Consider the following 342-nt stretch of genomic DNA (forward strand, 5'->3'; position numbering starts at 1 on the left):
CGGGAGACCAACTGATAGAAGAAACGCCGATATATGCCGATGGCACTCTTGCTAATGCGCAACAAGTTCAATGGCTGTATCAACCCGGAGAAATAACGCCCACCGCGCGTTATCAACAGGGCAAACTGCACTATGTGGTCACCGACCACCAAGGCACCCCGCGAGAGATATTCAGTGAAGGCGGACAAGCCAGTTGGGCAGGAAGGTTGAATACGTGGGGCCAAATGCAGTTTTGGCGTTACCGCGACGGTAAAGCGGAGAATGACCCTAATTATACCGAATGTCCTTTTCGCTTTGCGGGGCAATATGAAGATGAAGAAAGTGGCTTGTATTATAATCGCT

General features: G+C 50.3%; 1 protein-coding gene. It reads left to right on the plus strand.

All coding sequences use genetic code 11. The annotated features are described in order from the left end of the window. A partial coding sequence (locus ACYUCW_RS18225) for an RHS domain-containing protein (RefSeq protein WP_460409192.1) occupies positions 1 to 342 on the plus strand: 342 nt, incomplete at both ends.

It is taken from the genome of Proteus sp. MB838 (assembly GCF_054767435.1).